The sequence below is a fragment of the Cetobacterium sp. ZWU0022 genome (assembly GCF_000800875.1).
Classification (GTDB): Bacteria; Fusobacteriota; Fusobacteriia; order Fusobacteriales; family Fusobacteriaceae; genus Cetobacterium_A.
The window spans coordinates 16,255-38,816 of the sequence record NZ_JRJZ01000184.1 but is presented as its reverse complement, the minus strand read 5'-3'; the positions used below and the strand labels follow the sequence as shown (position 1 = coordinate 38,816).

Sequence of the window (22,562 nt, the reverse complement as noted above, 5' to 3'; positions counted from 1 at the left end):
AACCCTCCTAATCTAAATCAACGTCTTTGAAAAAGCACTTTACGGCTATAAAAACTAGAATGTTAATTACAACCAATCCTAAAACACATGAATAGAAAAACCAACTAGGTAATCCTAAAATAAATTTGTTATTTTCTGCTTTGTAAATATAAGCAAAATAATACCACCAGCAAAAATAAAAGACATAAAGAAGAACAGTAATAAGAGCTTCTTTGTTGATTTGACTAATATTTTTTCTCATTATAAAAACCTCCCTATAAAAAATAAATAATATAAAAAAAGAGAGCACATAATGCTCTCTTAGATAACTATTGTCTTTCGCTTTTTAACTTTTCAGCCATAGCTTTTGCAATATTTTCTAATCTTTTTTGATCCTCTGGAGTAGGCTCTCCTTTAGCTTCTACAGATTCAGCAATAATTTCTAGTCCTGGAAGAGCGTCAGCAAAAGATTGGATACCTCTTACTCCACCACCGCTCCATAACATATTTCCAAAAATTCCAAGATATCTATTTTTTAAACCGTAGTTTTTTAATTTATGTAAAAGTCCTTGTAAAACAGGATAAACATCATTGTTATGTGCTGCAGATCCAATAATAAGCCCTTTGTACTTCCAAATATCGCTAATAATGTAAGAGTGATCAGTTTTTGAAGCATCATAGATTTTTATATTTTTGATTCCGTTCCAAGAAAGTTCTCTTGCAATAACGTTTGCCATTTTAGCTGTTGTACCATAAAGTGTTCCATAAACAATAACAACTCCCTCTTCTTCAGGAGTAAAGCTAGCCCAGTTAGCAAAGTGGTTTATAACTACAGAGATATCTTTTCTCCATAGAATACCATGAGAAGGACATATATATTTTATTTCAAGTCCACCCAATTTTTTGATTGCATTTAAAACTTGAGGACCGTATTTACCAACGATGTTAGCATAGTATCTTCTCATTTCATCCTCATAGAAAGAGAAGTTGATTTCATCGTCAAAGATTCCACCATCTAAAGTTCCGAAACTTCCAAAGGCATCATTTGAGAATAAAATTTTATCTGTGATATCATATGTAACCATTGATTCAGGCCAGTGAACCATAGGTACCATAGCGAATGTTAAAGTATGATGTCCTAAGCTCAGTGTATCTCCTTCTTTTATGCATATGAATTTTGTTTCATCAAAATCAGGTATAAAAGCTTTAATCATTTTTAAAGTGATTACGTTACCGATAACTTTTGCTTCTGGGAAGTATGCCATAACTTCACCAAGAGATCCAGAGTGATCAGGTTCCATGTGATTAACAATAATGTAATCAAGTGATTTTCCTTTTAAAATTCCATTTATTTTTTCGATAAATAATCCAGCAGTAGAGAAATCAACTGTATCTATAATACAAGTTTTCTCGTCGTTTATTAGATATGAGTTATAAGCAACACCTTGCGGTAATGGCAAATAATTTTCAAATCTTTCAGTTTTTCTATCGTTAGTTCCAATCCAGAAAACTTTTTCTGTAATAGGCGCATGATAATGCATATTTTCCTCCTTGATATTTTAGTCTATATTAAGTGATTATATTCTAATCTAAAACTGCTAAAAATTCAACTATATTTGTAAAAATAAACAATAATTAAATATAGGTTAACAAAAACTATACAAAAAAAATATAAAAAGTACATAGAAAGATATTAAAAATTTAGAAAAAGTAAAAAAAGTTTTACGAAAATAAGAAGTGGTGATATAATCAAGTAAAAGTTAGAAGTGATATGTATTTATAATTTATTATAAATATTTATTATCAAGGAGGACTAAATGAATCCAATATTTTTACAGATAGGAAGTTTCAAATTGAGCTACTATGGATTGTGTTATGCAATAGCTTTTTTTGTAGGAATAGAGCTTTTAAAAAAAGAGGCTGAAAAAAAAGGTTTATCTAAGGCATTAGTAGAAGATTATGCTTTTGTTGCTATGATTTCAGGACTTTTAGGTGGAAGATTATATTATGTTTTATTTAACTTCTCTTACTATTTAGATTATCCTATGGATATTTTAGCTGTTTGGAAGGGTGGAATGGCTATTCATGGAGGAATCTTAGGTGGATTTATAGGAACACTGATATACGCACATAGAAAGAAGCTAAATGCCTTTTTATTAGGTGATATGGTAGCACCATTGCTTTTATTGGGACAAGGTATAGGACGGTTTGGAAATTTAGCAAATGGAGAAGTTCATGGAGTTCCAACGTTTACTCCGCTAAATATAATTTTTAAACTAAAACCTAGTTTTAATGAATGGTATAGTTACTATAATACTCTAAGTTTATCAGATAAAGCAGGATACAAGGAGTTAGTTCCCTGGGGACTGGTATTTCCAACAAGCTCACCAGCAGGTTCTGAATTTCCGAATTTGCCATTACATCCCGCAATGCTGTATGAAGCAGGATTAAATTTTGCAGGATTTATATTTTTATATTTTTATATGAGAAATAAAAATTATGCAACGGGAACAATCTGGTGGACATATATAATAATTTATAGTATAAATAGAATAGTAGTAAGCTTTTTTAGAGCTGAAGATTTAATGTTGCTAGGAGTTAGAGCACCACATATAGTGAGTTTTGTGATGTTGATGATTGCGGCAGTAATTATAATAGTTATTAATAAAAAGTCAAGGAGTGATAAAAAATGAAAAAAATTTTAGGAATACTATTGATGTTTACAGTTTTATTTGGAGGATGTTCAAGTTTAACAACTAAAAATAAAAGATTAGTAGGAAGAGAATATATACTTATTCAAGAGAATTCTATTCCTAATGTTTTAATAGGTTTTGATGAACATAACTTCTACGGCTTCTCAGGATTGAATAACTATTTTGGAAGATATGAGAAAAAAGGGAATAGAATAAAGTTTGAAAAACTTGGAGCAACATTGATGGCAGGTTCAGATAAAGTTATGAAAATGGAAAGTGAGTACTTAGAAAAATTAGATTTAGTACAATCATTTACTGTAGAAAATGATATTTTAACATTAAACCTGAAAGATGGAACTAGTTTAAAATTTAAAGAAAATAAAATGGTTGACAAAAAATTAAAATAATAATATAATCAAATATCAAAATAAAATAAATATATCCAAGGAGAAAAAATAATTTTTTTCCTATAAAAGATTGGATTTAGTTAAGGCGAAATTTTTTTTTTCGCCTTTTTTTTTTCGATTTTATAATTTGAATGGAGGATATTTAATGAAAAGAACTAAGTATGTATTTGTAACTGGTGGGGTTGTTTCATCTTTAGGAAAGGGAATAACTGCAGCATCTTTAGGAAGATTATTGAAGGAAAGAGGATATAGTGTAACTATTCAAAAGTTTGATCCATATATAAATGTAGATCCAGGAACAATGAATCCATATGAGCATGGGGAAGTATTTGTAACTGTAGATGGAGCTGAAACAGATTTAGACTTAGGGCACTATGAAAGATTTTTAGATGAAAATCTAACAAGATATAATAATATAACAACAGGAAGAATTTACCAATCTGTTATAAATAAAGAGAGAAAAGGTGAATATTTAGGTAAAACTGTTCAAGTAATTCCTCATATAACTAATGAAATAAAATCTAAGATAGAGTTAGTTGGAAAAGAGAGTGGATCAGATATTGTTATAACAGAGATAGGTGGAACAGTAGGGGATATAGAATCAACACCATTTTTAGAAGCAATTAGACAATTTAAATATGATGTTGGAAGAGAAAATGTTTTATATATTCATGTGACTTTAGTTCCATATTTAAAAGCTGCTGGAGAGTTAAAAACAAAACCTTCTCAACATTCTGTGAAAGAGCTGATGAGTTTAGGAATAAGGCCAGATATTTTAGTTTGTAGAACAGAGCATCCAATAAACTCTGATTTAAAGAGAAAGTTATCGATGTTTTGTGATATAGATCCAGAGGCAGTAATAGAAGCTCCAGATGCTAAGACAATTTATGAAGTTCCTCTAATAATGGAGGAGAACGGACTAGCAGATGTAGCTTGTAAAAAATTAGGAATTGAAAATAGAGAACCAGATCTTGGAAATTGGAAAGAGATTGTAAAAAGTATAAAGCATCCAAAAGATAAGGTGAAATTAGCCGTTGTAGGTAAGTATATTGAATTGAAAGATGCATATATAAGTATAAATGAATCGATAGAACATGCAGCTTATAATTTAGGATTAAAAGCAGATATTAATTATGTTCAAGCTGAGGATTTAGATGCAGAATCGTTAAGAGAATTTAATGGAATTTTAATACCTGGTGGATTTGGAGATAGAGGAGTTCAAGGTAAAATTGACGCTATAAACTTTGCTAGAGAAAATAAGATTCCGTTTTTAGGAATATGTTTAGGAATGCAAACTGCAGTTATAGAGTTTTCGAGAAATGTATTAGGAATGAAAGATGCAAATTCAACAGAGTTTGATAAAACTAGTAAACATCCAGTTATAGATATTTTACCGGATCAAAAAGATATAAAAAATCTTGGAGGAACAATGAGATTAGGAGTATATCCGTGTAAAATAGAGAAGAATAGTTTAGCATATGAGCTTTATAAAGAGGAGCTTATTTATGAGAGACATAGACATAGATTTGAATTTAATAATGAATTTAAAGAGATCATTCAAGAAAAAGGATTAAAGATATCTGGGTCATCACCAGATGGAACATTAGCAGAGATAGTAGAACTGTCAAAAGATTTACACCCATTCTTTATAGCAGGGCAGTTCCATCCAGAGTTTAAAAGTAGACCTGGGAAACCGCACCCACTATTTTTAGGGTTTGTAGAAGCTGTGTATAAGCTTGAAAAATCTTTAAAAGATTAATCTAGAGTTAATTTTCTAGAGTTTCCTCTTATATCAACTTCGATGATTTTTTCAATAGAACCATTTTTATGACCGATTAAGTAGTTTGTCATATTAGCAGCAGAACAAGAGTGATTAGGAATGATTTCTATTTTATCACCAATTTTTAGGGCCGAAGGGCCCTCTTTTTTTACTTTCGCCACTTCTTCAGATAATCCAATAATCGTTAATTCAGGATGATTTTTAATGATTCCAAATCCTTTTGTAAGAGAGTTTCCATGAGCACCTTGATCAAGTCCTAGACATTTACTACCACAATCTAAAATATACAAATCTTCAGAGGGATTAGAAATAACTGTAGCAAGAACAGTTAAAGAACACTCCTCCTCTTTAGCGGCCCCTAGAGCTACTTGAATAGCATCAAAGAAAACATAGTTTCCAGGTCTAGAAACAGTTATCTCATCTGATTCGATAGCTTTTTCAAAAGTTGGAGTAGTTCCAGTAGCTACAAATTCTACATTAGCTCCAGCTTCAATTAAAAGATTTTTTGCTAAAGTCATAGTTGTAATCTCTTTTTCTGTAATCTCTTTAACGTGTTCTTTCGAAAAACCGTAAACTTGTCCAGTATGAGTTGAAATACCTTTAAAAACAAGATTCGGATATTTATTTAATGAATTAAGAAGAGAAACTGCATTTTCAGGAGTAACTCCAAATCTATTTAAACCACTATTTATTATAATTTGATAGTTGATTTTAGTATTATTTAATTTTTTTGCTAACTCAGCAGCAGGAATTTCATTGTCAAAAGCAACAAATAATTCACAACATTTATTTAGTTCGATGACTCTTTCTAAGTTGCTATCTCCTATCACAGGATAAGCTAGCATAACTTTTTTAACGCCACTTTTTTTTACAACTGCCTCAGCTTCATCTAGTGTTCCCACAAGAACTCCCTTAGCTCCAGCTTCAATTTGCATTTTAGTGATTTCACTACTTTTATGTGTTTTTAGCATAGGAAATAATTCAACACAATTTTTATCTGCTAAAGTTTGATATTTGGCTATATTTTTTTCTAAAGTATCTAGATTAACTAGAAAACTAGGTGTAGTTAAAGATGATATTTTTTTCATTTTGAACCTCCAATTAAATTTCTAATAGAAATATACAACAAATATTTATTAAAGTCAAACTTTATTTTATCATTTTAATAAATTTAAAATTTATTAAAATGATAAAATAAAGAAGATCATATAAGATCTTCACTTTTAATTATATGAGCTCCTTTTTGTTTCATCTCATCAAATGCAAGTTTTGAATCGTCAGAAGATAAATTAACTCCTCTACAAGCATCTTCAATAACATTAACCTTAAATTTTAGATCAAGGGCATCTAAAACAGTATATTTAACACAATAATCTGTAGCTAATCCCAATATAAATAGTTCGGTTACATTGTGTGTTTTTAGAAGATGAAAGAGGTCAGTTTTTTTTAATTTTCCATTGTCGAAAAATCCACTGTAAGAATCAATTTCAGGATCAGTTCCTTTATAAATAATATTTTTTATTTCTATAAGGTCAGAATGAAATTCAGAACCAAAACTATTTTGAACACAATGCTGAGGCCACCAAATTTGAGGAAGATTATTTAAAATTCCAATTTCTCCAATATTACCACCAGAGTTTATAGCAAAGCTTTTGTGATTACTTGGATGCCAATCTTTTGTTCCAATAACTAGAAAATTATTTCTATAAAAATAATCAATAAGTTTATTTGTTACAGGAATAATTTCATTTGAATTTTTAACTTCAAGACTACCACCTTCACAAAAATCATTTTGAATATCAACAACAATAAGTGCTTTCATTAGTTCCTCCACTATAAATTTATTTTGAATAGTATAACAGTAAAAAAATGAAATGTAAATTAAAAACAACTTGGAAAAAGGAATTCTATTTGTTATGATTGTATATAGAGATATGAAACAAATATATGAGGAGGGGAATATGAACGTAATATTAGGGATATCATTTTTTATATTAGGAAGTTTAGCTGTTTATATATTCCAAAAGAAAAGATTTAAAAAAATGACAGAGGAAGATTTTGTTTGTGAGGTTGTTCAAAAAGCATTTTTGAAAGAGAAGCTATCAGATCATAATGAACATAACTTAGTTAGAGCTTTATTGAAAAGTGATGCCTTTATAAAAGATTTATCATTAACTGCAAAATTTAAAGGGATGATAGTGGGATATATTCTATTTACTAAAGTTAAAGTTGGAGATGAAACTCTTTTAACACTTGCACCACTAGCAGTACTACCAAGATTCCAGAAGAAAGGAATTGGAAAAAGCTTAATTGAAAAAGGACATAAAATAGCTAAAGATTTAGGCTACAAAGGAATTGTTGTTTTAGGACATGCTGAGTACTATAAAAAATTTGGTTATGAACCAGCTTCAAAGTGGAATATAAAATGTCCATTAGAAGTTCCGGATGAAAACTTTATGGCTATTGAGTTATATCCAGATTCATTAAAAAATATAAATGGAATAGTTGAATATGCCCCAGAATTTGGGATTAAATAATAAAAAAACGCAAGATTCCTTGCGTTTTTTTATTTAAACTATTTCACAGATTTCATCAAATTGAAGTCTTCTCTCACGAGGATTAAGTGTTTTAGTTTCGTCAAAATATCCTATCGAAAGCAACATTACAACAGTTTTATCCTCATCAATTTCGAAGAGTTCTTTAACCTTATCTTCATTAAAACCAATCATTGGATGAGTATCAACCCCAACATTTTTAGCACAAAGCATTATATTCATAGCGAAAAGAGAAACGTCTCTAACAGCCATGGCATTTCTTTTAACCTCTGTTGGATATAAAACAGTTTCACACATATTAATAAGTTGATTAACTTTTTCTTCGCTCATTCCTAAATCAATTTTAGCATTCCACATAGGGTTATCACGTCCATATCCAAAAGTGTCTCCAACCATTATAAGAGTCATTGCAGCTTCTTTTATTTTAGGTTGAGTACATGCTGAAAACAGTTTTTCTTTAGCTTCAGCAGAGTGAACAGCTATAATTTGCCAAGGTTGCAAATTGAACGCTGACGGAGCTAAAACAGCTTCGTTGATAATCTCTTTAAAAAGTTTTAAATCTAAATCTTTATTTTGATCAAAAAAATTCACGCTTCTTCTGTTAGATACAACATCTTTAAAATTCATATAAACACCTCCAAAAGATACTATATGTATTATACTTAAAAGCTGTAAAAAACCTTTTATTCTTCAACAATAATTCTAGGAATTCTTGAATTTAGTAAAGTAGTATATTCATAGTGATCCATATTAAGGAAAGAGTTACATCTATTAAAATCACGATAAATTTCAACAGAATCTCCCTGTTGTACAGAGTCGTCAATAAGAACAAAAGATGTGTCCATACTAATGTGAACGATAGGGAACTCTTTGTTATTTATGTGACACATAATATTTGTATTATTTTTAGCAAATCCATCTCCATAACCAATTTTAATTTTTCCGACTTTATTAAAGGTTTGAGTATCAATGTTATCTTTTCTTGTATAGCCGATGAAATCTAAAGAGGAAAAATCTTTGATATTGTAGATTGGTCCTGACAAAGTCCAAGATCGCTTGATATTTTCGTCTTCGATTCCAGGATCGAGCATACCTAAGAGACTAATTCCACATCTTACATGAGTCGATCCTTCTCCCAATCCAAGAATTGTAGCTGCACTATTTTGAGAGTGAATAATTTTAAAACGTTCCTTACCTAAAAAATTAATCCAATTAATAAATTCTTTTTGAATTAAAATTATCTCCTCAGGATTTGAACTAAAAAAATGAGTCATAGCACCTTTGAAATGAAGATCATTTTTTATGATAATATTTTTAATTTCATTTAACTCATCTTTTGTAAATCCATTTCGAGCAAACCCGAAGTCGAATTTCAGATGAAGTTGAGAGAAATCTATATCTTTTTCAATCAATTCTTTAAGTTCTGAAAGACTATTTATACACATCTCTAGATTATCATGAGTTTTCAAAAGAGAAAGATTTTCAATTGTTTCAAAAACAAGAATTCTTATATTAGATAGATTTAAAGATAAGATTTCAATAGCTTCAGATTCTCTGGCAACAGCAAAATATGTGCAACCAGCTTCAGCTAGAATAGGGACTACTTCTTTTAAACCATGACCATAAGCATTAGCTTTTACAACTGAGATAACCTCTTTCTTTGTAGAGTTTTTAATATAGTTGAAATTATGTATAATATTATTTTTATCAAGTGTTACACGAAAACCGTCTCTGCTCATTTTAAACACCCCTTTTTTATTAATAGTATTGTTACTATTATTACCATATATTCTTTTAAATTACAAAAGAAATATTTTTTCTAAATAAAAAACCTCCTCTTAACATTTAAGAGGAAGTTTTTTTAAAGAGTTTTTCATAAGTGGAATACTAACTGTAAGACAGATAAGCTCTGCAATAGGTATAGCTAACCAAATTCCAGTTTCTCCAATTATTATTGGTAATGTAAATAGTGGAATTAATACAAATATTATAGCTCTTCCACAAGATATAAAAGCAGACTCAAAAGGTTTTTCAATAGATGTATGGAAACTGCTTGAGATAATATTGATAAACGATAATAAGTATGCAAAAGTAAAGAAAAATATTGCTCTATTAGTTAAATCTTGGAGTTCTTTGTTTCCATTTGAGAAAAGTCCAATAATTTTATCTCCAAAAAGATGCATAGATATAAAAGTAATAATCCCAATTGCAGCTCCAGATTTTAAAGCTACTTTTAAAACATCTTTGATTTTATCACCTCTTTTAGCTCCTAAATTATAAGAGATAATAGGTTGTAGTGCTTGAGATAAACCATATAGAGAGATATTTACGATAGAATTAATATAAAATACTATTGTTAATGCTGACACTCCTAAAACACCAATGTTTTTCATAATAATGATATTGAAAATATAAGTTGTAACAGCACTAGAAATAACAGTTAGCATCTCTGAACTACCATTATAGAAAATTTCTTTAATATCTTTTAATGTTCCAGATATTTTACCAAATTGTACGTGATAAAATAAGCTAAGAGCACCAAACATATTAGCAAAACATGATGCAACAGCAGCCCCTTCCATTCCCATTCCTAGTTTAATAACAAAAATATAATCTAGAAATACATTTGTTAAAAAACAAATAGCGCCACTCACGAAAACCTGATTAGGTTTACCAATAATTCTAACGAATGTTTCAGTAAAAATAGGCATACTGAAGAATATAGAACCTGGAATCAGAATAGCTAAATATTTCTTAACAAGCTCATATGTTTCTAAGTTTGTACCTAAAAGCTTCATAACAGCATCAAAATTAAGAAGTAAAAATATTGAGATAAAAAGAAGAACTCCTAAAAGTAAAATTAAAGTCAAGCTTGTAAGACTTTTTGCTCTTTCTTTTTCTCCATTTCCAGAAGCGATTCCTACTAAAACTCCTCCACCAATACAAATCATTAAAGCGATACTTAGTAAAAGATTGATAAGAGGCATAGATAGGTTTACAGCGGCTAGTCCCAATGGTCCAACACCTTTACTCAAAAATAATCCATCTACCATAATTTGTAGTGATACAATAAGCATTCCTAAGATACTAGGTATTGCAAATTTAAAAAATAGTTTTTTTACACACCCATTTTCAAGGGTAATATTTTGTGACATTTTCCTCTCCTCTATAAATTAAAATTTTATTAACTTCACGATATATGATATTATAAACTATATACTTAACTATAATGTCAAGGAGGAATTATGAAAAATAGATATAAGATTTCAGAGTTAGCAAAAATAGCAGATATTTCAAAGCAAACATTGATTTTTTATCATAAAAAAGGTATCTTGATACCAGAATATATTGATGAGAATAATGGGTATAGATTTTATTCTAATTCTCAAATTTGGGATTTGTTTTTTATTATAACTTTAAAAGAAGCTGGATTTTCATTAGAAGAGATAAAAGAATATACAAAGGTAAAAACGCCCTTAAAAAGTTTAGAATTTTTAGAGGAAAAGGTAGATGATATTGATAAAAAAATAGAAGAATTAAAAAAAAGTAGAGATACAATTCAAGAAAAAATTTTATGTATAAAAGAGATGTCTTCAAATTTAGAAGAAAAAGTTCAGTTAGTAGAGTTAAAAGCTATGAAGGTTTATTTTATAAAGATAAAAGATCCTGTTGATGAGAAAGAGATAGCAGAAACATATGATAAATTACAGAGGTTAGGAAATAAAAATGGAATAAAGGAGATTCTATATATTACGAAAGTTAAGCAAAAGGATATATATGAAAATTCAGAAATTCCTATAAGTGAGATAGGACTCTTGGTTCCAGAAGAGTATAGTATTTTAGGAGAGGAGTTTATAGAAAATAAATATTGTGTTATGCTAAGACATAAAACGACTTTTGATATGATAAAGTTAACCTATGAAAATCTTCATAGATTTATTAAAGAGAATAATTTTGAAGTTGTTGGAGATTCGATAGAGATTGGAAATGAAGTTGTTGTTCCTCTTGAAAATGGATTTGGAGGAATTATTGATATATATATTCCTGTAAAAAAATTGAAAAATTTTAAAAATTAGGATACTCTATAGTGTAGTATTATAGAAAAAGGAGAAATAAAAAATATGGATACGAATCACTCGAGAAGAAAAAAAGCTATGGGACTAGAAGGAATAGTTTGCATAGTAATATTATCAACATTAATCTATCTTTTATCTAGTAAGATGGGTGGAATAAATATGATAAATACAATTATAAAAACAGCACATGATTTACTATTAAATACAGTGTTTTTTATAATGGGAGTTTCAGTTATAGCAGGGGCATTTGCAGGAATTTTATCTGAGTTTGGAGTTATAGCTATTTTGAATAAGTTGTTATCACCACTTATGAAGCCGTTATATAGATTACCTGGAGCAGCAGCAATAGGAGTTTTAACAACATATATTTCGGATAATCCAGCAATTTTAAGTTTATCAGCAGATAAAGGATTCACAAAATATTTTAAAAAATATCAATTGCCAGCATTAACAAATTTAGGGACGTCGTTTGGAATGGGATTCATAGTGTCTACATTTATGATTGCTCAAAGTGGAAGTATGAATGAAAACCTTGTATTTCCAGTTATTTTAGGGAATTTAGGGGCATTTATAGGAAGTGTTGTGAGTGTAAATTTGATGATTAATTTTACTAAGAAAATTTTCCATGAAAAGGGAGATTTAGTAGAAAAAGATGATTCAACATTAAGTTTTTTTGAGTATAGAGATATAAGAGATGGAAATGTTTTAGAAAGATTATTAGAAGCGCTTCTAGAAGGTGGAAAAAACGGAGTTCAAATGGGAATGGAAATTATTCCTGGAGTTCTAATAATTTGTACAACAGTTTTATTATTGACAAATGGTGCTGGAGAAAATGGATATACTGGAGCAGCTTACGAAGGGATTGCTCTTTTACCATATGTGGGAGAGAAGTTACAATTTATTCTGAAACCACTGTTTGGATTTACAAGTGCAAAAGCATTGGCGTTTCCAATCACATCATTAGGAGCAGTAGGAGCGGCTTTAGGACTTGTTCCACAATTTATAGCTGATAAGGCTATTACATCTAGAGAGATTGCTGTATTTACAGCTATGGGTATGACTTGGAGTGGATATTTAAGCACACACGTTGCAATGATGGATAGTTTAGGATATAGAAAGTTGACAGGAAAAGCTATATTTAGTCATACAATAGGTGGAATCGTAGCAGGAGTAGTAACAAATATATTATATACACTTTTCATGTAATTAAATAAAATTATATAAATTTATGGGGGTAAAAATGAAAGAGTATAAGATTGATTTACATATTCATACAAATGTAAATCCTCACGCATTTAGTACTTTAGAGGAGAATATAGCTGCAGCAGCAAAAAAAGGAATGGAAGTTATAGCTATTACAAATCATGGACCAGCTTTACAAGATACTCCACATTGGTGGCATTTGGTAAATATAGCAATTTTACCAGAAGTTATTGACGGAGTTAGAGTAATTAAAGGTGTAGAAGCTAATATACTAGATACAGATGGGAAGTTAGATATCAATCAAAGAGTGTACGATCATATGGAGTTAGTTTTAGCAGGATTCCATGTAGTTGATGAGTATGGTGTTATTGATGATATGGAGAAAAATACAACAGCTATATTGAGTTTGATAAAAAAGCAAAAAGCTGATATAATAGTTCATCTGGGTAATCCAATTTTCCCAGTAGATTATAAAAGAATAGTTAAAGCAGCAAAAGAAAATAAAGTGGCCTTAGAGGTAAATAATACATCTCTAGGAACAATAACAAGAGTTGGTTCTAAAAAGAATTGTAAAGCAATGTTAGAGTTAGCTAAAGAGGAGAGATGTTATATAGCTTTAGGTACAGATGCGCACTATTCTGGTCATATTGGAGAGTTTCAAAGAGCGATTGAGCTTTTAGATGAGGTTGATTATCCAAAAGAGCTAATTATAAATAGTTCAAAAGAAACTTTTGAAGAATTTTTAAAACTGAGACAAGAGTTAAGAAGTAAAAAAGTAGACTCTTAATTTTGGGAGGAAAAGAAGAATGCAAAAAAATAGAATTTGTGAATTATTAGGGATTAAATACCCAATTATCCAAGGTGCAATGGCGTGGATATCAAATGGAAACTTAGCAGGACATGTGTCTAAAGCTGGTGGATTAGGAATAATTGCTGGTGGAGGAATGCCGCCTGAAATTTTAAGACAAGAGATTAGAAAAGCAAAGTCAATTACTGAAAATCCATTTGGAGTTAACTTAATGTTAATGATGGAAAGTGTTGCTGAGCAAATAGATGTATGTATAGAAGAGGGAGTAAAAGTTGTTACAACTGGAGCAGGAAATCCAGGAATATACATGGAAAAATTAAAAGCTGCAGGAATTAAAGTTATACCAGTAGTTGCATCAGTTGCATTAGCAAAAAGAATGGAAAAAATAGGAGCCGATGCAGTAGTAGCTGAAGGACTAGAAGCAGGAGGGCACATTGGTGAAATAACAACAATGGCACTTGCTACTCAAGTTGCAAGAGAGGTTTCAATTCCTGTTATCGTTGCTGGAGGAATTGCTTCAGGAGAGCAATTTTTAGCGGCATTAGCATTAGGTGGAGAAGCAATTCAAGTAGGAACTATATTCATAGTTGCTCACGAGTGTGATGTTCATGAGAACTATAAAAACTTAGTATTAAAAGCAAAAGATAGATCAACAGTTACTACTGGAAACTATACAGGACATCCAGTTAGAGTTTTAAATAACAAATTCTCAAAAACTATTTTAGAGCTAGAGGAAAAAGGAGCTCCAAAAGAGGAGATTGAAGAGTTAGGAAAAGGAAAATTAAGACTAGCAGTTGTAGATGGAGACGTTCAAAACGGAAGTGTAATGTCAGGACAAGTTGCAGGATTAGTTAAAGAAGCTTTAAGCTGCCAAGAGATTGTAGATAAGTTAATGAACGAGTTAAAAGAGGAAAAAGTAAAACTAGATCAAAGATTTTCAACAATAACTTTTTAACAATGGAAGGGTAGAGTAATCTGCCCTTTTTATCTAAAAAAATAAGGGAGAAGTGTTATGTATAATAAAGTAATGGAAACTGTAGAGTTTTTAAATTCAAAAGTTACAAATAGACCTAAAATAGCTATAATATTGGGTTCTGGACTTGGTGGTTTAGTAGAGTATGTGGAGAATAAAATAATTATACCATATGAAGAGATACCAAACTTCCCAGTTTCAACAGTAGCTGGTCATGCAGGAGAACTTGTATTTGGAACAATAAATGGTGTTGAAGTTTTAGTTATGAAAGGAAGATTCCACTATTACGAAGGGTATAATATGAAAGAGGTTACTTATCCTCAATATGTATTTAAGAAATTTGGAATAGAAACTATGATTGTAAGTAACGCTGCTGGTGGAGCTAATAGAAGTTTTAAACCAGGAACACTTATGATTATAAATGATCATATCAACTTCTTTGGAACAAATCCTTTAATCGGAAAAAATGATGAGAGATTTGGACCAAGATTCCCAGATATGTCAGAAACTTACAGTAAGGCTTTAATAGAAAAAGCAAAATCTGTTGCAAATAGATTAAATATAGAGTTTGAAGAAGGAATCTACTTAGGATCATCTGGACCAACTTATGAAACGGCAGCAGAAGTGAGCATGATGATGGGAATGGGTGCATCAGCAGTAGGGATGTCAACAGTTCCAGAATCAATTGTAGCAAACTACCTTGGAATGAAAATATTAGGAATATCTTGTATCACAAATATGGCTACTGGAATTGCAACGAAGCCACATTCACATGAAGAGGTTGTAGAGATAGCAAATCAGACAGGAGAGAGATTCTGTAAGTGGATTGCTGAAACAGTAAAAGAGTTATAATAACTCATAGGAGGTAATGATTTATGAAAGCAGCATTTTTTGATATTGATGGAACAATTTATAGAAATTCATTATTGACAGAGCATTTTAAAAAGCTTATAAAATACGAACTTTTAGATATTAGAGAGTACGAGCTAAAGGTAAAGGATGCTTTTAAAGAATGGGATGAAAGAGTAGGAGATTACGATAAATATCTAGAAGATATAACGACAACATATGTTGAAGCTATAAAAGGGTTATCACTACAATATAACGATTTTATTTCAGACCAAGTTTTAGAACTTAAAGGAAATAGAGTTTATAAATTTACAAGAGATATGATAAAATGGCACAAAGAGCAAGGTCATAAAGTTATATTTATTTCTGGAAGTCCAGATTTTCTAGTTTCTAGAATGGCTAAAAAATGGGGTGCTGATGATTATTGTGGTTCTATCTATCACTATGAGGATGGAAAATTATCTGGAGATATTTCTCCAATGTGGGACTCAAAAAATAAAATGAAAGCGATAAATAATTTCTGTAAGAAATATGATATAGATTTAAGTGAAAGCTATGCGTATGGAGACACAAATGGAGATTATAGTATGCTGACTTTAGTTGGAAACCCTAGAGCTATCAATCCTTCAAGAGAGTTACTTTTAAAAATAAAATCAGAGGAACATCTGAGAAATAAAACAGAAATCTTTGTTGAAAGAAAAGATGTAATTTATAAAATTTCATCTGATGTAGAAATTTTATAAAAAAAATCTTGACATTTATACAAAAAAGTTTTATTATTACCCCATAGTAAAAATAAATTTTTAAAAAGGAGGAAGTTATGTTTATAAATTTCAATAATAATAATTATAATTGTGTTAATAATATGAATAATAATAATAACAACAATAATAATAATCTATTGAAATTTGTATTGTGTAATTTCCATTACTTTGAAAATAATAAAGAATTTAAATTTGACTGTAAATAATTTGGTATAAGTATATCTAAAAATAGGTATATTATATTTTGTTAAATTAAAGCTCTTAACTATTTCCATTGATGGAGATGTTGAGAGCTTTTTTATTTTATAAAAAAATATGGAGGTAGGAATTATGTATAAGGCAAAACTAGATATTATGGAAACAGAGGTAGCAATTAAGAAGGTAAAAGACTTTTTCGAAAGAGATTTAGCTAAAAAATTGGATTTAACAAGAGTTTCAGCACCACTGTTTGTAACACCAGAAAGTGGATTAAACGATGATTTAAATGGAATTGAAAGAGCCGTTGCATTTGATACGAAATGTAAACAGGATGCCGTAATTGTTCATTCGTTAGCAAAATGGAAAAGAATGGCACTTCATAAATATGGATTCCATACAGGTAAAGGGCTTTATACAGATATGAACGCTATAAGAAGAGATGAGGACTTGAGCCCAATACATTCATATTATGTAGATCAATGGGATTGGGAAAAGGTTTTAGATAAATCAGAAAGAACAACAGATAAATTACATGAAACTGTAAAAAAGATATACACTTCGCTAAAAGATACTGAGGAACATATAAGAGAAAGTTATCCACAGTTATCAAAAAAATTACCAGAGGAGATTTCGTTTGTAACTTCTCAAGAGTTAGAAACACTTTATCCTGAACTGACTCCAAAGGAAAGAGAGCATAAACATGCAGAGAAACATGGTGCAATATTTATAAGCCAAATCGGAAAGGCTTTAGCTTCAGGAGAGAAGCATGATGGAAGAGCCCCAGATTACGATGATTGGGATTTAAATGGAGATATAATTGTATATTATGAACCGTTAAAAATAGGATTAGAACTTTCTTCGATGGGAATTCGTGTATCAGAGGAATCTTTAGCCAAACAGTTAGAGATTGCGGGAGCGGAAGATAGAAAAACTTTAGATTTCCATAAAAGACTTTTAGCAGGAGAATTGCCATATACAATAGGTGGAGGAATAGGACAATCTAGAATATGTTTATTCTTCTTAGATAAACTTCATATAGGTGAAGTTCAAGCATCTTTATGGCCAGAGGAAGTTTTAGAAGAGTGTAAAGCAAAGGATATTCCATTACTATAAAAAACAAAATATAACTTCATTTCTGGAGCAAAAAGGTATATAATTGAGATGTTATATACTTTTGGAGGTGGGAGATGAGGTATTTAATAGATAAATTGTATAAAAATAATGAATTAACTCAATTTGAGTTAGAGGAGTTACTCTGCAATTTAAGTGAAGAGGATAGAGATTATCTAATAGATAAAGCCTATGAAGTTAGACAGAGAAGTTATGGTAAAACAGTTTTTTTTAGAGGATTGATAGAGATATCTAATATCTGTAAATGTGATTGTTTTTACTGTGGAATTAGGGCATCTAACTGCAAGGCTAGTAGATATAGATTATCTAAAGATGAGATATTGGATTCTTGTCACAGAGGATATTCGTTAGGATACAGAACCTTTGTTTTCCAAGGAGGAGAGGATAGTTATTTTACAGATGAGCTTTTAGAGGATATAATAAAAACTTTAAAAAGAGAATACTCTGATATAGCTATTACTCTTTCTTTAGGAGAGAGAGGTGAGAAATCATTTAGAAGACTTTATGAAGCTGGTGCTGATAGATATCTTTTAAGACACGAGACTGTGGATGAAAATCTTTATAATAGGTTACATCCAAAAATGTCTTTGGAAAATAGGAAGAAATGCTTAGAGGCCCTTAAAGAGATTGGCTATCAAGTAGGAAGTGGATTTTTGATAGGTTTGCCTGGTTTGCAAATGAAGGATTATGCTAAAGATTTAATTTTCTTAAAGAAGTTAAAACCTCACATGGTAGGAATTGGACCTTTTATACCACACGAAGACACACCTTTAAAATCTGAAAAAGGTGGAACTGCATATGATACAATTACACTGTTAGCAATAATAAGATTATTACTGCCAGATGTATTATTGCCGGCAACAACAGCTTTAGGAACAATTGACCCAAAAGGAAGAGAAAAAGGATTCAAGGCTGGTGCAAATGTTATAATGCCAAACTTGTCTCCTATGGAATATAGAAAAAAATATGCTCTTTATAATGGAAAAGTTTTTTCTGGAAAGGAATCAGCAGAGGAAAAGCTAAAAATAGAAAGTGGAGTTATAGAATCAGGATTTGAACCGATACTAACAAGAGGAGATAATATCAGATGGAAAAGGAAATAAATTTTATTGATCAAAATTATATTGAAAACCTATTGAAAAATTCTAAAAATACTAGTTATGAAGAGATTGAAAGAGTTCTAAATAAAGCAAAAAATAAAGAGGGATTAACTCACAGTGAGGTTGCTTCACTTTTAGAAATAAAAGATGAGAAGCAGAAAAAAAGACTTTATGAAATTGCAGGTGAGTTAAAAAAGTCTATATATGGAAATAGAATAGTTGTTTTTGCACCGTTATATGTGAGTGATTATTGTGTAAACAACTGCACTTATTGTGGTTATAAAAGAGATAATAAGTTTGAAAGAAAAAAGCTTTCAAGAGAACAAATTCAAAATGAGGTTAGGCTTTTAGAAAAGATGGGTCATAAAAGACTTGCATTAGAGCTAGGTGAAGATCCTGTAAATGTCCCAATTGAATATACCTTAGAGGCTATTGATGCTGTTTACAGTACAAAATTTGAAAATGGATCTATTAGAAGAATAAATGTTAATATAGCTGCAACAACTGTAGAAAATTATAAAAAATTAAAAGATGCAGAGATAGGTACATATATTCTTTTCCAAGAAACTTATCATAAGCCAACATATGAAAGAGTTCATCCGAAATCTTTAAAAGGTGATTATGAATATCATTTAAATGCTTTTTCTCGAGCCATGAAAGCTGGTATTGATGATGTAGGTGCTGGTGTTTTATTTGGATTGGCGGATTATAGATATGAAATAATAGCACTTATGTTACATAATGAGTATTTGGAAAAAGAGTATGGGGTAGGATTCCACACGATTTCGGTTCCGAGAATAAAGAAAGCAGAGGGAATGAGTTTAGAAGAATATCCACATCAAATAGATGACGATACTTTTAGAAATATAGTTGCTATTATAAGATTGGCAGTCCCTTTTACAGGAATGATTTTATCAACTAGAGAAACTGCAGAGCTTAGAAGAGAGCTTATAAAATATGGAATATCACAAATAAGTGCAGGATCATCAGCTGATGTTGGAGGATACACAGATAGAGAAGAAGGAAAAACTAGAACTCAGTTTGAATTAGCTGATCACAGAACCCCTTTAGAGGTTTTAAAAGAACTATTAGATCAAGATTGTGTTCCGAGTTATTGTACAGCTTGCTATAGAATGGGAAGAACTGGAGATAGATTTATGCAACTTGCTAAAAGTGGAAATATTCAGAATGTATGTTCACCAAATGCACTTTTAACTTTAATGGAGTATGCAATGGACTATGGCGATAAAGAACTGACAGAAAAAGTTGAAGAGGTTATAGAAAGAGAGATTCAAACAATTGTTAGAGAGGATATAAAAAAACTGACAGTAGAAAAATTAGAAAAAATAAAAAATGGAGAGAGAGATTTATATCTTTAAAGAAGGAGTTTATTATGAAAAATACACCCAATTCAAATAGGTTACATATAGGAATTTTTGGTAAAACAAACTCTGGAAAATCTTCATTACTGAATGCTATAACAGAGCAAGAGATATCTATCGTTTCAGATATAGAGGGAACAACCACTGATTCTGTGACAAAAGCTATGGAATTTTTGCCATTTGGTCCAGTTTTATTTATAGATACAGCTGGATTAGAGGATAATACTCCTTTAGGTAGATTAAGAGTAAAGAAAAGTTTAGAAGAGTTAAAAAGAACAGATTTTGCGTTATTAGTTATGGATGCAACAAAAATTGATATGGCATTTTATAAAGATCAAGAGATTCAATTTAAAAAATATAATATTCCATTTCAATTGATACTAAATAAATCAGAACTATTAACAGATGAAGTAAAATCTACAATAAAAAAGATTTTTCCTAAATCTATTTTTGTTTCAACAAAAGATAGAAGTAGTATTTTGAATTTAAAAAATGAAATTTTGAAAGAGATTCAAAAAGAGCAAGAAGAACCGAAACTTTTAGGAGACTTAGTTCCTTATAATGGAAAAGTTGTAATGGTAGTTCCAGTGGATTCTGAAGCGCCGAAAGGGAGACTAATTCTTCCTCAAGTTCAAGTGATAAGAGAGTGTCTTGATCATGGGATAAAAAGTTATGTGGTTAGAGACACAGAACTTGAAAGTGCATTAGAAGATATAAAGGATATAGACTTAGTAGTAACTGATTCTCAAGCTTTTAAAAATGTAGATAAAATTTTAAATAATCGAGCTAAGTTGACAAGTTTCTCAATACTTTTTGCAAGACAAAAGGGAGATTTAGAAGATTTGGTTAGAGGCGTTAAGAAGTTAAAAGCTTTAAATCATGGAGATAAAATACTGATAGCGGAAACTTGTACACACAATACATCTCATGAGGACATTGGAAGAGTAAAGATTCCAAAGTTAGTAAGAAACTATTGTGGCAAAGAGATTGAGTTTGATTTTATGGGTGGAAAAGACTTCCCAGAGGATTTATCGAAATACTCTTTAGTTATTCACTGTGGTGCTTGCATGATAAATAAAAAACTTATGCAAAGTAGAATAGATGAATCGATGGGTTCAAATGTACCAATTACAAATTATGGTTTAGTTATAGCAGAAGTTACAGGGATTTTAGATAAATCCTTAGAAATATTCAAATAGTTTTATACACCCTTACTAATATTTTCTATATTGGTGAGGGATTTTTTTTATATTGCTATTGACTTCATTATATCTGTGAGGTAATATTAGTACCACTTAGAATATTGAAGTTAAAAAATTAAAATGGGAGGGCCAATATGATTTTTAATCCAGTAATACTTTCAGTTACTACTATGATTGTACTTAGTTTATTAAAGTTGAATGTAATTCTAGCAATATTAGTGGCAGCTTTGGTGGCAGGTGTAACTTCGGGAATAGGTATAGGAGAAACCATGCAAACATTGATTGGTGGAATGGGAGGAAATTCAGAGACAGCTTTGAGCTACATTCTTTTAGGAACTTTAGCGGTGGCTATAAATAGCACAGGAGTTGCAGCACTTTTATCTAAAAAGATATCTAAGATAGTTAGTGGGAAAAAATGGATTTTAGCACTTATTGTAGCTGTAATAGCATCATTTTCTCAAAATTTAATCCCAGTTCATATAGCATTTATTCCAATTTTAATTCCTCCATTATTAAAGTTAATGGATGAGTTGAAAATGGATAGAAGAGCGATGGCTTGTTCGTTAACATTTGGATTAAAAATGCCATATATTGTTCTTCCAGTTGGATTTGGATTAATCTTCCATGGAATAATAAGAGACCAGATTGTAAGTAATGGAATGAATGTAGAATTAAGCCAAGTGTGGCAATCAACTTGGATTTTAGGGATAGCTATGTTTGTAGGACTTTTGATAGCTGTTTTTGTATCATATAGTAAACCTAGAGAATATAAAAATTTAACAGTTGGAGGAATGACAGAGGATATTCCTGAAAAAATGGAATTAAAGCATTGGTACACATTGGTTTCAGCAATTATAGCATTTGGAATTCAGTTATATACAGGTTCTTTACCGTTAGGAGCAATCGTAGCGATTGCGTTTATGGTAGCGACAAAAGTTATTAAATGGGATGAGATAGATGGATTAGTTAGCGGTGGAATTGGAATAATGGGGCTTATAGCTTTTATTATGCTTGTAGCAGCAGGATATGGAAGTGTAATTAGACAAACCGGAGCGATAGCGCCATTGGTTCAAGGAGTAGTAGGAGTAGTAGGTGGAAGCAAATTTTTAGGATCGTTTGTTATGCTTTTAGTTGGACTTTTTGTAACAATGGGAATAGGGACATCATTCGGAACAGTACCTATATTAGCAGCTATTTATGTGCCACTATGTATAGAGTTAGGGATATCTCCTTTAGGAACTATCGTTTTGATAGCATGTGCAGGAGCTCTAGGGGATGCAGGGTCACCAGCATCAGACTCAACTTTAGGACCAACAGCTGGATTAAATGCTGACGGACAGCATGATCATATAAGGGATACATGTATTCCTACATTCATACACTACAATATACCGTTGATAATCGCAGGGGTTATCGGAGGAGTACTATTCTAAAAGGAGGCAGGATTAATTTGGAACTACTA

The 22,562-nt window shown here is 30.6% G+C and carries 22 protein-coding genes; 15 read left to right on the top strand and 7 right to left on the bottom strand.

Annotated features, from left to right (window positions below; all coding sequences use genetic code 11):
• Positions 1-7: 7 nt before the first annotated feature.
• Positions 8-241 carry a YhdT family protein gene (locus L988_RS12465; RefSeq protein WP_047384734.1) on the bottom strand — a complete coding sequence of 78 codons (234 nt, stop codon included), beginning with the start codon at positions 239-241 and terminating at the stop codon, positions 8-10.
• Between the two features lie 67 nt (positions 242-308).
• On the bottom strand, positions 309-1,520 hold the full coding sequence (locus L988_RS12460) for an FprA family A-type flavoprotein (protein WP_047384733.1): 1,212 nt from the start codon (positions 1,518-1,520) through the stop codon (positions 309-311).
• Positions 1,521-1,796: 276 nt separating this feature from the next.
• On the opposite strand from L988_RS12460, the gene lgt reads away from it, so the two are divergent.
• The 3 genes from lgt (at position 1,797) to L988_RS12445 (ending at position 4,838) form a co-directional block, all read left to right on the top strand.
• Positions 1,797-2,672, top strand: a complete 876-nt coding sequence (gene lgt, locus L988_RS12455) for a prolipoprotein diacylglyceryl transferase (RefSeq protein ID WP_047384731.1) — start codon at positions 1,797-1,799, stop codon at positions 2,670-2,672.
• On the top strand, positions 2,669-3,079 hold the full coding sequence (locus L988_RS12450) for an META domain-containing protein (RefSeq protein WP_052191850.1): 411 nt from the start codon (positions 2,669-2,671) through the stop codon (positions 3,077-3,079). Before lgt ends, L988_RS12450 begins: the two co-directional genes overlap by 4 nt.
• A gap of 145 nt (positions 3,080-3,224) precedes the next feature.
• Entirely contained in the window at positions 3,225-4,838 is a 1,614-nt protein-coding gene (locus L988_RS12445) for a CTP synthase (RefSeq protein WP_047384729.1), read from the top strand.
• Here L988_RS12445 and L988_RS12440 read toward each other — a convergent pair.
• Complete coding sequence (locus L988_RS12440; protein WP_047384728.1) at positions 4,835-5,947, bottom strand: alanine racemase; 1,113 nt, start codon at positions 5,945-5,947, stop codon at positions 4,835-4,837. The two genes, L988_RS12445 and L988_RS12440, sit on opposite strands and share 4 nt — an antisense overlap.
• Positions 5,948-6,063: 116 nt before the next feature.
• Entirely contained in the window at positions 6,064-6,681 is a 618-nt protein-coding gene (gene pncA, locus L988_RS12435) for a bifunctional nicotinamidase/pyrazinamidase (RefSeq protein WP_047384727.1), read from the bottom strand.
• Between the two features lie 139 nt (positions 6,682-6,820).
• Between pncA and L988_RS12430 the strand changes: the two genes are divergently transcribed.
• The gene (locus L988_RS12430; RefSeq protein ID WP_081990344.1) at positions 6,821-7,396 is read left to right on the top strand and encodes a GNAT family N-acetyltransferase; all 576 of its coding nucleotides are present in this window, start codon (positions 6,821-6,823) and stop codon (positions 7,394-7,396) included.
• Between the two features lie 33 nt (positions 7,397-7,429).
• On the opposite strand, the gene L988_RS12425 is transcribed toward L988_RS12430, so the two are convergent.
• From L988_RS12425 to L988_RS12415, 3 genes are all read right to left on the bottom strand, one after another.
• A complete protein-coding gene (locus tag L988_RS12425; protein ID WP_047384725.1) occupies positions 7,430-8,041 on the bottom strand; it encodes a nitroreductase family protein in 612 nt (203 codons plus the stop codon).
• A gap of 56 nt (positions 8,042-8,097) precedes the next feature.
• A complete protein-coding gene (gene alr / locus L988_RS12420) occupies positions 8,098-9,153 on the bottom strand; it encodes an alanine racemase (protein ID WP_047384724.1) in 1,056 nt (351 codons plus the stop codon).
• Between the two features lie 99 nt (positions 9,154-9,252).
• Complete coding sequence (locus L988_RS12415) at positions 9,253-10,569, bottom strand: MATE family efflux transporter (protein ID WP_047384722.1); 1,317 nt, start codon at positions 10,567-10,569, stop codon at positions 9,253-9,255.
• 90 nt (positions 10,570-10,659) lie between these two features.
• On the opposite strand from L988_RS12415, the gene L988_RS13345 reads away from it, so the two are divergent.
• From L988_RS13345 to L988_RS12360, 11 genes are all read left to right on the top strand, one after another.
• The gene (locus L988_RS13345; RefSeq protein ID WP_052191849.1) at positions 10,660-11,490 is read left to right on the top strand and encodes a MerR family transcriptional regulator; all 831 of its coding nucleotides are present in this window, start codon (positions 10,660-10,662) and stop codon (positions 11,488-11,490) included.
• Between the two features lie 45 nt (positions 11,491-11,535).
• Positions 11,536-12,696, top strand: coding sequence for a membrane protein (locus L988_RS12405; protein ID WP_047384721.1), 1,161 nt, complete (start codon positions 11,536-11,538; stop codon positions 12,694-12,696).
• Between the two features lie 34 nt (positions 12,697-12,730).
• A complete protein-coding gene (locus L988_RS12400) occupies positions 12,731-13,480 on the top strand; it encodes a phosphatase (RefSeq protein WP_047384719.1) in 750 nt (249 codons plus the stop codon).
• Positions 13,481-13,499: 19 nt separating this feature from the next.
• Positions 13,500-14,456: a nitronate monooxygenase gene (locus L988_RS12395; RefSeq protein ID WP_047384718.1), complete on the top strand. Its 957-nt coding sequence runs from the start codon at positions 13,500-13,502 to the stop codon at positions 14,454-14,456.
• 57 nt (positions 14,457-14,513) lie between these two features.
• Positions 14,514-15,326, top strand: a complete 813-nt coding sequence (locus L988_RS12390; protein WP_047384717.1) for a purine-nucleoside phosphorylase — start codon at positions 14,514-14,516, stop codon at positions 15,324-15,326.
• Positions 15,327-15,349: 23 nt separating this feature from the next.
• Entirely contained in the window at positions 15,350-16,066 is a 717-nt protein-coding gene (locus L988_RS12385; protein WP_047384716.1) for an HAD family phosphatase, read from the top strand.
• A gap of 348 nt (positions 16,067-16,414) precedes the next feature.
• Entirely contained in the window at positions 16,415-17,398 is a 984-nt protein-coding gene (gene asnA, locus L988_RS12380) for an aspartate--ammonia ligase (RefSeq protein WP_081990347.1), read from the top strand.
• Between the two features lie 74 nt (positions 17,399-17,472).
• Positions 17,473-18,519 (top strand): [FeFe] hydrogenase H-cluster radical SAM maturase HydE, encoded by a 1,047-nt coding sequence (hydE, locus tag L988_RS12375; protein ID WP_047384713.1) that lies wholly within the window; start codon positions 17,473-17,475, stop codon positions 18,517-18,519.
• Positions 18,504-19,895 carry a [FeFe] hydrogenase H-cluster radical SAM maturase HydG gene (hydG, locus tag L988_RS12370; protein ID WP_047384711.1) on the top strand — a complete coding sequence of 464 codons (1,392 nt, stop codon included), beginning with the start codon at positions 18,504-18,506 and terminating at the stop codon, positions 19,893-19,895. The genes hydE and hydG overlap by 16 nt, the downstream gene beginning before the upstream one ends.
• Before the next feature lie 14 nt (positions 19,896-19,909).
• On the top strand, positions 19,910-21,097 hold the full coding sequence (gene hydF / locus L988_RS12365) for a [FeFe] hydrogenase H-cluster maturation GTPase HydF (RefSeq protein ID WP_047384710.1): 1,188 nt from the start codon (positions 19,910-19,912) through the stop codon (positions 21,095-21,097).
• A gap of 137 nt (positions 21,098-21,234) precedes the next feature.
• Positions 21,235-22,533 carry a Na+/H+ antiporter family protein gene (locus L988_RS12360; protein ID WP_047384708.1) on the top strand — a complete coding sequence of 433 codons (1,299 nt, stop codon included), beginning with the start codon at positions 21,235-21,237 and terminating at the stop codon, positions 22,531-22,533.
• The last annotated feature ends 29 nt before the right edge of the window (positions 22,534-22,562 follow it).

Coding starts and splice junctions, on each gene's coding strand:
- L988_RS12465 (WP_047384734.1), bottom strand. CDS start 241: ATGAGAAAAAATATTAGTCAAATCAACAAAGAAGCTCTTATTACTGTT.
- L988_RS12460 (WP_047384733.1), bottom strand. CDS start 1,520: ATGCATTATCATGCGCCTATTACAGAAAAAGTTTTCTGGATTGGAACT.
- lgt (WP_047384731.1), top strand. CDS start 1,797: ATGAATCCAATATTTTTACAGATAGGAAGTTTCAAATTGAGCTACTAT.
- L988_RS12450 (WP_052191850.1), top strand. CDS start 2,669: ATGAAAAAAATTTTAGGAATACTATTGATGTTTACAGTTTTATTTGGA.
- L988_RS12445 (WP_047384729.1), top strand. CDS start 3,225: ATGAAAAGAACTAAGTATGTATTTGTAACTGGTGGGGTTGTTTCATCT.
- L988_RS12440 (WP_047384728.1), bottom strand. CDS start 5,947: ATGAAAAAAATATCATCTTTAACTACACCTAGTTTTCTAGTTAATCTA.
- pncA (WP_047384727.1), bottom strand. CDS start 6,681: ATGAAAGCACTTATTGTTGTTGATATTCAAAATGATTTTTGTGAAGGT.
- L988_RS12430 (WP_081990344.1), top strand. CDS start 6,821: ATGAACGTAATATTAGGGATATCATTTTTTATATTAGGAAGTTTAGCT.
- L988_RS12425 (WP_047384725.1), bottom strand. CDS start 8,041: ATGAATTTTAAAGATGTTGTATCTAACAGAAGAAGCGTGAATTTTTTT.
- alr (WP_047384724.1), bottom strand. CDS start 9,153: ATGAGCAGAGACGGTTTTCGTGTAACACTTGATAAAAATAATATTATA.
- L988_RS12415 (WP_047384722.1), bottom strand. CDS start 10,569: ATGTCACAAAATATTACCCTTGAAAATGGGTGTGTAAAAAAACTATTT.
- L988_RS13345 (WP_052191849.1), top strand. CDS start 10,660: ATGAAAAATAGATATAAGATTTCAGAGTTAGCAAAAATAGCAGATATT.
- L988_RS12405 (WP_047384721.1), top strand. CDS start 11,536: ATGGATACGAATCACTCGAGAAGAAAAAAAGCTATGGGACTAGAAGGA.
- L988_RS12400 (WP_047384719.1), top strand. CDS start 12,731: ATGAAAGAGTATAAGATTGATTTACATATTCATACAAATGTAAATCCT.
- L988_RS12395 (WP_047384718.1), top strand. CDS start 13,500: ATGCAAAAAAATAGAATTTGTGAATTATTAGGGATTAAATACCCAATT.
- L988_RS12390 (WP_047384717.1), top strand. CDS start 14,514: ATGTATAATAAAGTAATGGAAACTGTAGAGTTTTTAAATTCAAAAGTT.
- L988_RS12385 (WP_047384716.1), top strand. CDS start 15,350: ATGAAAGCAGCATTTTTTGATATTGATGGAACAATTTATAGAAATTCA.
- hydE (WP_047384713.1), top strand. CDS start 17,473: ATGAGGTATTTAATAGATAAATTGTATAAAAATAATGAATTAACTCAA.
- hydG (WP_047384711.1), top strand. CDS start 18,504: ATGGAAAAGGAAATAAATTTTATTGATCAAAATTATATTGAAAACCTA.
- hydF (WP_047384710.1), top strand. CDS start 19,910: ATGAAAAATACACCCAATTCAAATAGGTTACATATAGGAATTTTTGGT.
- L988_RS12360 (WP_047384708.1), top strand. CDS start 21,235: ATGATTTTTAATCCAGTAATACTTTCAGTTACTACTATGATTGTACTT.